General features: G+C 70.5%; 8 protein-coding genes. All 8 read left to right on the top strand.

Annotated features, from left to right (window positions below; all coding sequences use genetic code 11):
* The first annotated feature begins 114 nt into the window (after window positions 1-114).
* Window positions 115-759: an HAD family hydrolase gene (locus tag ACFXBC_RS34370; protein ID WP_385033799.1), complete on the top strand. Its 645-nt coding sequence runs from the start codon at window positions 115-117 to the stop codon at window positions 757-759.
* A gap of 41 nt (window positions 760-800) precedes the next feature.
* Window positions 801-2,090 carry an MFS transporter gene (locus tag ACFXBC_RS34365; RefSeq protein ID WP_385033796.1) on the top strand — a complete coding sequence of 430 codons (1,290 nt, stop codon included), beginning with the start codon at window positions 801-803 and terminating at the stop codon, window positions 2,088-2,090.
* Window positions 2,041-3,216: an acetoin utilization protein AcuC gene (locus tag ACFXBC_RS34360; protein ID WP_385033793.1), complete on the top strand. Its 1,176-nt coding sequence runs from the start codon at window positions 2,041-2,043 to the stop codon at window positions 3,214-3,216. The genes ACFXBC_RS34365 and ACFXBC_RS34360 overlap by 50 nt, the downstream gene beginning before the upstream one ends.
* 375 nt (window positions 3,217-3,591) lie before the next feature.
* Entirely contained in the window at window positions 3,592-4,407 is an 816-nt protein-coding gene (locus tag ACFXBC_RS34355) for a phosphatase (protein ID WP_385033790.1), read from the top strand.
* A 130-nt stretch (window positions 4,408-4,537) separates the two neighbouring features.
* Window positions 4,538-4,750: a helix-turn-helix domain-containing protein gene (locus ACFXBC_RS34350; RefSeq protein WP_385033787.1), complete on the top strand. Its 213-nt coding sequence runs from the start codon at window positions 4,538-4,540 to the stop codon at window positions 4,748-4,750.
* A gap of 131 nt (window positions 4,751-4,881) precedes the next feature.
* Window positions 4,882-4,980: a 30S ribosomal protein bS22 gene (locus ACFXBC_RS34345; protein ID WP_003948845.1), complete on the top strand. Its 99-nt coding sequence runs from the start codon at window positions 4,882-4,884 to the stop codon at window positions 4,978-4,980.
* Between the two features lie 168 nt (window positions 4,981-5,148).
* The gene (locus tag ACFXBC_RS34340) at window positions 5,149-6,255 is read left to right on the top strand and encodes an NAD-dependent epimerase/dehydratase family protein (RefSeq protein ID WP_385033783.1); all 1,107 of its coding nucleotides are present in this window, start codon (window positions 5,149-5,151) and stop codon (window positions 6,253-6,255) included.
* A 1-nt stretch (window position 6,256) separates the two neighbouring features.
* Entirely contained in the window at window positions 6,257-7,330 is a 1,074-nt protein-coding gene (locus tag ACFXBC_RS34335) for a lysophospholipid acyltransferase family protein (protein ID WP_385033780.1), read from the top strand.
* Window positions 7,331-7,473: the final 143 nt, after the last annotated feature.

Below are 7,473 nucleotides of genomic sequence, written 5' to 3'. Positions count from 1 at the left end.
TGGTACTGCAGGGGGGACCCTGTGGGAGAGTAGGACGCCGCCGAACAATTTTTGGCCTCAGCCCCGGACCGTTATGGTCCGGGGCTGAGGCATTTTTGCGTTTATGGTCAAGGTATGCGCTACGACCTGGTCATCTTCGACAACGACGGCGTCCTTGTGGACAGTGAGCCGATCTCCAACACCATCCTCGCGGGGTACCTCACTGAGCTGGGGCACCCCACCTCGTACGACGAGTCCCTCCGTGACTACATGGGTGCCGCCGTGCACCGGGTGCACGACACCATCCTGGAGCGGAGCGGACAGCCGCTTCCCGACGACTTCGACGAAACCCTGCATGCCCGGATCTTCACCGCGTACGAGACCGAGCTCCAGCCGGTCGCCGGAGTCGGGGACGTCCTGGGCGGACTGGTCGCCCAGGGGGTGCCGTACTGCGTCGCCTCCTCGGGTACCCACGAGCGGATCCGGGTGAGCCAGCGGGTCACCGGCCTCGATGAGTGGTTCGAGGACGAGTGGATCTTCAGCGCGCAGGACGTCGGGCGGGGCAAGCCGGCGCCGGACCTCTTCTTCCACGCGGCCCAGCAGATGGGCGTGGCCGCCGAGCGGTGCGTCGTCATCGAGGACAGCCCGCTCGGAGTGGCGGCCGCCCATGCCGCCGGGATGGATGTGTACGGGTTTACGGCGATGACTCCGGCCGAGCGGCTCGCCGGTGCGAACGGTTTCTTCTCGGATATGTCGCAACTGCCCGAACTCCTTGCCTGATCCATCTACCCACGGGTAGGCGAGGGGCCTACTGTGCCGCCATGACGACAGATGTTCGCCTGCGGCACGGCCGGGCCTCTCTGGGGCTCAGCTTCTTCGCGCAGGGCGCCGCGTTCGCGCTTCTGGTGACGCGGATCCCTGCCATCCAGGACCGTTACGGGATATCCGACGGCCTGCTTCCCGTCTTCCTCGCCGCGGTTCCGGTCCTCGCGGGGCTCAGCAGCGTCGGTACCGAGCAGCTGGTGAAGCGGGTGCGGCCGTCGGCCGTGCTGCGCTGGGCGCAGCCCGTGGTGCTGCTGGCCCTCCTCGGTGCCGCGGCCGGTACCCAGCTCTGGCAGGCGGCTGTCTCGCTCGGGGTGTTCGGGCTCGCGGTGGGTGCGCTGGACGCCTCGATGAACATGCTGGGGGTGAGTCTCCAGCGGGCTTACGGGCGCAGCATCATGCTCGGGTTCCACGCCGCGTACAGCCTCGGTGGGATCGCCGGGGCCTCGCTGGCCTGGGCCGGGGCGCACTGGCATCTGTCGCTGCTCACCTCGTACTGGCCGGTGGTCGTGATCGCGCTGCCCGCGTGCCTGGTGGCGAGCCGGTGGTACGCGGACGCCCGGGAGGCGGATGGGGCGGCCGCGGGGACGGATGGGGGTGCGGGTGCCCTTGCAGGTGCCGAGGTGGTTGCTGAGGCCGGTGGGGTCGGTGAGGCCGGCGGGGCCGGTGGTTCTGTTGTGTTCCGGATGTTGCTGCCGCTGTGTCTGGTGATGGCCTTCGCCTACATCGGTGACTCGACCGTCTCCAACTGGAGCGCCAAGTATCTGCAGGACGTCCTGGGCAGCTCCGAGCAGCTCTCCACCGTCCCGTACAACGTCTATATGGTCACCACGCTGCTGGGCAGGGCCGTGGGGGACTTCGGGGTGCGGCGCTTCGGTGCGGTGGCCGTGGTGCGGTTCGGGTCGGTCGTCGCCGCTCTCGGGTTCGGGGTGGTGGCTGCGGCGACCGGGCCCTGGGTGGGGATGCTCGGGTTCACGCTGCTGGGCTTCGGGCTCTGTGTGATCGTGCCGCAGACCTTCGCCGCCGCCGGGCGGCTGTTCCCGCAGGCGTCGGACGCGGCCATCGCGCGGCTCAACATCTTCAACTACGTGGGATTCCTGGTCGGCTCGCCGCTGGTCGGGGCGATCGGGGACGCGTGGAACTACCGGGGCGCGATGCTCATCCCGATGGTCCTGGTGCTGGCGACCCTCGGGTACGCCCGCTCGTTCGGCCACGGCGATGCCCGATACGGTGTGCGGCATGAGCGGCCGCGGACTGTTGATGTGGGACGAAGCAGTAACGAGGTATGACTTCGGGCCCGGCCACCCGATGGATCCGGTGCGGCTCGCACTGACCATGGGGCTGGTCCGGGCGTACGGACTGGACCGCGCGGTCGATGTCGTCGCCGCCCGGCCGGCCGGGGACTCGACCCTGCGGCTGGTGCACCGGGCGGACTATCTGGACGCCGTACGGGCGGCTTCGGCCGATCCGGCGGCGGCGGACGTCTCGTACGGTCTCGGTACACCGGACGATCCGGCCTTCGCCGGGATGCACGAGGTCTCCGCGCTGATCGCCGGGCAGTCGGTCGGTGCGGCGGAGGCGGTGTGGCGCGGTGACACGGACCACGCGGTGAACTTCACGGGCGGGCTGCACCACGCGATGCCGGGGGCGGCCTCCGGGTTCTGCATCTACAACGACGCGGCTCTGGCCGTCGCCCGGCTGCTCGAACTGGGGGCGGAGCGGGTCGCGTACGTCGATGTGGACGTGCACCACGGGGACGGTGTGCAGGAGGCGTTCCGGGACGATCCGCGGGTGCTGACGGTCTCGCTGCACGAGCATCCCCGGACGCTCTTTCCCGGTACGGGTTTCCCGACCGAGACGGGCGAGGGCGCGGGGGAGGGCTCGGCGGTGAACCTGCCGCTGCCGGCCGGGACGGGGGACGCCGGGTGGCTGCGGGCGTTCCACGCCGTGGTCCCCGAGCTGCTCGCCGACTTCCGGCCGCAGGTGCTGGTGTCGCAGCACGGGGCCGACACGCACTTCGAGGACCCGCTGGCGCATCTGGCGGTCTCGCTGGACGCGCAGCGGGCTGTGCAGGCCGCCTGCCACGAGCTGGCGCACACGTACGCGGACGGGGGGCGGTGGGTGGCGCTCGGCGGGGGTGGTTACGCCGTGGCCGACGTCGTACCGCGGTCGTGGACGCATCTGGTGGGGATCGCCGGGCATGCCGAGATCGAGCCCGAGTCGGTCATTCCGGCTTCCTGGCGGGACGAGGTGTACGCGCGGACCCGGGGGGTGGGGCCCGCGCGGATGACGGATGGGCGGTGGCCGGTGAAGTGGCGGTCGTGGGACGAGGGGTACGACCCTGCGGATCGGCTTGATCAGGCTGTGCTTGCTACTCGGCGGGCGGCGTTTCCCTTGCGGGGGTTGTTGGCTTAGGGGGGGCGCCTGGTGGGGCGGTGGTGCGGTGTGGGCGGGCGCGCGGTGTGGGTGGGCGCCTGCGGCGGGCTTTCCCCTCCCCGCCCCTTCCCGAAACCGGGGGGGGGTAAGCCCCCGGACCCCCGTGTCCTCAATCGCCGGACGGGCTTGGTGGTGGGGTCTGCGGTACTGGGCGGCCCGGGTTGTCCTCAATCGCCGGACGGGCTCGAGAGGGTGCCTGTGGTGCCTGATGGCTCGGGGTGGTGTCCTCAATCGCCGGACCGGCTCTGGAGTTCTGGGACGGCCTGAGAGCTGCCGGCGCGTGGGTTACGCCAACTGTGGTGCATATCCGTCGTTCCCGCCCGCCCCGGCGGGCATTGCGGCACCATCGGCAGGGTGTTGACCACCGGCGCACTCCGTGCGCATCTGTTGGCGGCCGGGCTGGCCGGGGCCGTGAGTACCTCCCGTGAGGTGAGTCTGCGCAGTTATCGGCTCTTCGCGGCGCGTGATCCGCGGGCCACCCTCGGGCTCCATCCCGAACGGGCCTGGGGGGAGCGGGAGTTGCTGGGGCTGATGGCCGAGCGGTGCGGGGTGTCCGGTGATCCGGGGCATGTGTCGGGACCCGATGTCATCGATCCGGAGCGGACGGTGGCCGCGCTCGACGCGTTCGCCGGGCGGCTCCGGGAGGCTGTGGCGCGTGGGGCCGGTGTGCTGTTCGGGACCGGGCATCCGCATCGGCTGCTCGGGTTCTACGCCGGGCTGGCAGACGCCTTGTCGGCGGCCGGATGTACTGTCCTCACCCCCGCGCAGGGCCGCAGTGTCGACATAACGACCCGGTTCGGCGTACGTACGCACCTCCTGGAGTACGTACGGGGAGTCGCGCTGATGCGCGAACCCGGCGTGCGGACGGCGGGGAGTGAGCCCGGCGCACACACCCATTCACCGCTTCCCGTCCGGGTCGCGCTGGAGGCCGCGGCGGGGGGTTCGTACGGGCTTCCCGGGCTGGTCGTCGGTGACCACGGATGGGTCTGCGGGGCAGGTCAGCTGGGGGTCGAGGCCATCGGGCTGGCGGACACCGACGACCCCGCGCTCTTCGTCGGTGAGGCCGAGGGCCGGGTCTCGGTGGCCGTTCCGCTCGACGATGCGGTGCGGCCGGACCACTATCGGCCGCTCACCCGTTATGTCATTGATCGTGCGCTGATATCCCAGTAGGGAAGGGGGTGTTGCTCCTCTTCCCCACTCGTATCACCCGCACCTAGTCTGGTGAGTGAGCGCGCCACGACGAAGAGTCACCGGAAGGGGAAGCCGGTGCCCCGTCGGGTGCGGAAGGTTCAGGTGGGTCATGGCTGCTGGGAGTGAGAGGCCTCTCGACGAGGTCAGGTTCCTGACCGTGGCGGAAGTCGCCTCGGTGATGCGAGTGTCCAAGATGACCGTGTACCGGCTGGTGCACAGTGGTCATCTGCCGGCGATCCGGGTGGGCAGGTCCTTCCGGGTGCCGGAGCAAGCAGTGCACGCGTACCTCCGCGAGTCCTTCGTGGGGGTCCAGACCGCCTAGCTGGGTCGGGTCGGAGCCCGGGGTTCCCCTCGGATTACGTCCCTCACTCGGCGGCAGGTAGGCTAGGCCGACGTAGGTCGTGTGGGCCCAGACGCCCCGCACCGAGTGAAGAGAAGTGAGCGAGGGTAGTCGTGGGCTCTGTTATCAAGAAGCGGCGTAAGCGGATGGCCAAGAAGAAGCACCGCAAGCTGCTCAAGCGCACCCGCGTTCAGCGTCGCAACAAGAAGTAAGCGACAGCTGTACGTGGTTCCGAGGCCCTCCCGCCAGCATGGTGGGAGGGCCTCGGCGCGTTCCTGCGGGTAGATTTCCGATGACTTCACGGAGCGCATCACCGGTACCGCGCGACAACGAGCCGCTACCGTGGCCCGTACGGGAGTCCGAATGGGAAGGCGCTGATCTTGGGCAAGGTCGTGCTCGTCACCGGAGTGGCCCGGCAGCTCGGAGGCCGGCTCGTGCGCCGCATACAGCGCGACGCCGAGGTGGACCGGGTGATCGCGGTGGACATCGCGGAGCCGGCGGACGGCCTCGGTGACGCCGTCTTCGTACGGGCGGACATCCGCCAGCCCGCCATCGCCCGGGTACTCGCCGAGTACGACGTCGACACGGTCGTCCATATGGATGTCACGGGCACCCCGCTGGGCAGCGGCGGCCGGACGGCGGTCAAGGAGAACAACGTCATCGGCACCATGCAGCTGCTCGGCGCCTGCCAGAAGTCGCCGAGCGTGCAGCGCCTGGTGGTCAAGTCCAGCACCAATGTGTACGGATCGGCGCCGCGCGACCCGGCCGTCTTCACCGAGACGACGCCCCCCAAGTCGCTGCCCAGCGGCGGCTTCGCGAAGGACGCGGTCGAGGTCGAGGGCTATGTACGGGGCTTCGCCCGGCGCAGGCCCGATGTGGCGGTCTGCGTGCTGCGCTTCGCGAACATCCTGGGGCCGAGCACGGAGTATCCGCTGGCCGAGTATCTGTCGCTGCCGGTGCTGCCCACCGTCTTCGGTTACGACCCGCGGCTCCAGTTCGTCCACGAGGACGACGTCATCGACGTACTCCGCCTGGCGCTCGGCGAACCGCCGCGCGGGACCCTCAACAGCGGCACCTTCAATATCGCGGGCGACGGGGTGCTGCTGCTCTCGCAGTGCTCGCGGCGGCTCGGCCGGCCGACCGTCCCGGTGCTGCTGCCCGCCGTGAACTGGGTCGGCTCCGCGCTGCGGACCGTCGGAGTGACCGACTTCTCACCGGAGCAGATCAGGCTGCTCACCCATGGCCGGGTCGTCAGCACGGCGCAGATGCGCGAGACACTCGGCTTTGAACCGAGATACTCGACGGCCGAGACCTTCGAGGACTTCGCGCTCAGCCGCGGCGACGGCCTGCTGCCGCCCCGGGCGCTGGCGCGGGCGGTCGACCGGGTCGCCGCCTTCGCCGAATCCGTCGGGCCTGCCGGGCCCACCGCCGCCGGTGCAGGCCGGCCCGTGACCCCCGCCCACTCCGTCAGCAAGGAGCGCATCTGACATGGCCGATGCCAAGGTCATCCCCTTCGGCGACGAGCCGAGGGCGAGGCGGAACAGGAGCGGCAAGCCCGCCAAGCGGTCCGGGACGCGGGGCAGGGCCGCCACCGGGCCGCTCGCGCCCGTACCGGAGCAGCAGACGGGTCCGGGGACGGACGGGCCGGACGGGCAGGCTGAGCCGTCGGATCCGGTGGCGCCCGTGCACGGTCAGGCGGAGCGGGCGTCGTCGGCCGCCGGGGGCGACTGGGACCGGCGGATCGCGGGCGGGCTGGCCTTCCTGCGGCGGCGGATCACCGGCGAGTACGACGTCGACGAGTTCGGGTACGACAAGGAACTCACCGACCAGGTGCTGATGTCGGCGGTACGGCCGCTGTACGAGAAGTACTTCCGGGTCGAGGTGAAGGGCGTCGAGAACATCCCGTCGGACGGCGGGGCGCTCGTCGTCGCCAACCACTCGGGGACGCTGCCGCTCGACGGTCTGATGCTCCAGGTCGCCGTGCACGACCACCATCCGGCGGAGCGCCATCTGCGGCTGCTCGCGGCGGATCTGGTCTTCATGCTGCCGGTCGTCAACGAGCTGGCCAGGAAGGCCGGGCACACGCTGGCGTGCGCGGAGGACGCGGAGCGGCTGCTCCAGCGCGGTGAGGTCGTCGGGGTGATGCCCGAGGGGTTCAAGGGGATCGGGAAGCCGTTCTCCGACCGGTACAAGCTCCAGCGGTTCGGGCGGGGCGGCTTTGTGTCGACCGCGCTGCGGGCCGGGGTGCCGATCGTGCCGTGCTCGATCGTCGGGGCGGAGGAGATCTACCCGATGATCGGTAACGCGAAGACGCTGGCGCGGCTGCTGGGCTTCCCGTATTTCCCGGTCACGCCGACGTTCCCGTGGCTGGGGCCGCTGGGCCTGGTGCCGCTGCCGACGAAGTGGACCATCCAGTTCGGTGAGCCGATCGCGACGGACGGGTTTCCGGCCGAGGCCGCCGAGGATCCGATGCTGATGTTCAACCTGACCGATCAGGTGCGGGAACAGATCCAGCACACGCTGTACAAGCTGCTGGTGCAGCGGCGGTCGGTCTTCTTCTGAGGGGCGGTCCGCTGACGAATGAGGGCCGGTCCGCTGACGAAAGGGGGGGGGGGGCCGGGGCGCCCCCGCCCGCCCCCCCCCCCCGACCAAAACAGGACAGCGCCCGCCCGCCACACCCGCGCCCCCCCCCCCCACTCAGTCTC

The organism is Streptomyces sp. NPDC059398, assembly GCF_042751845.1.
GTDB lineage: Bacteria > Actinomycetota > Actinomycetes > Streptomycetales > Streptomycetaceae > Streptomyces.
The sequence above is the reverse complement of the archived record's forward strand: the minus strand, read 5'-3'. Positions and strand labels throughout refer to the sequence as shown.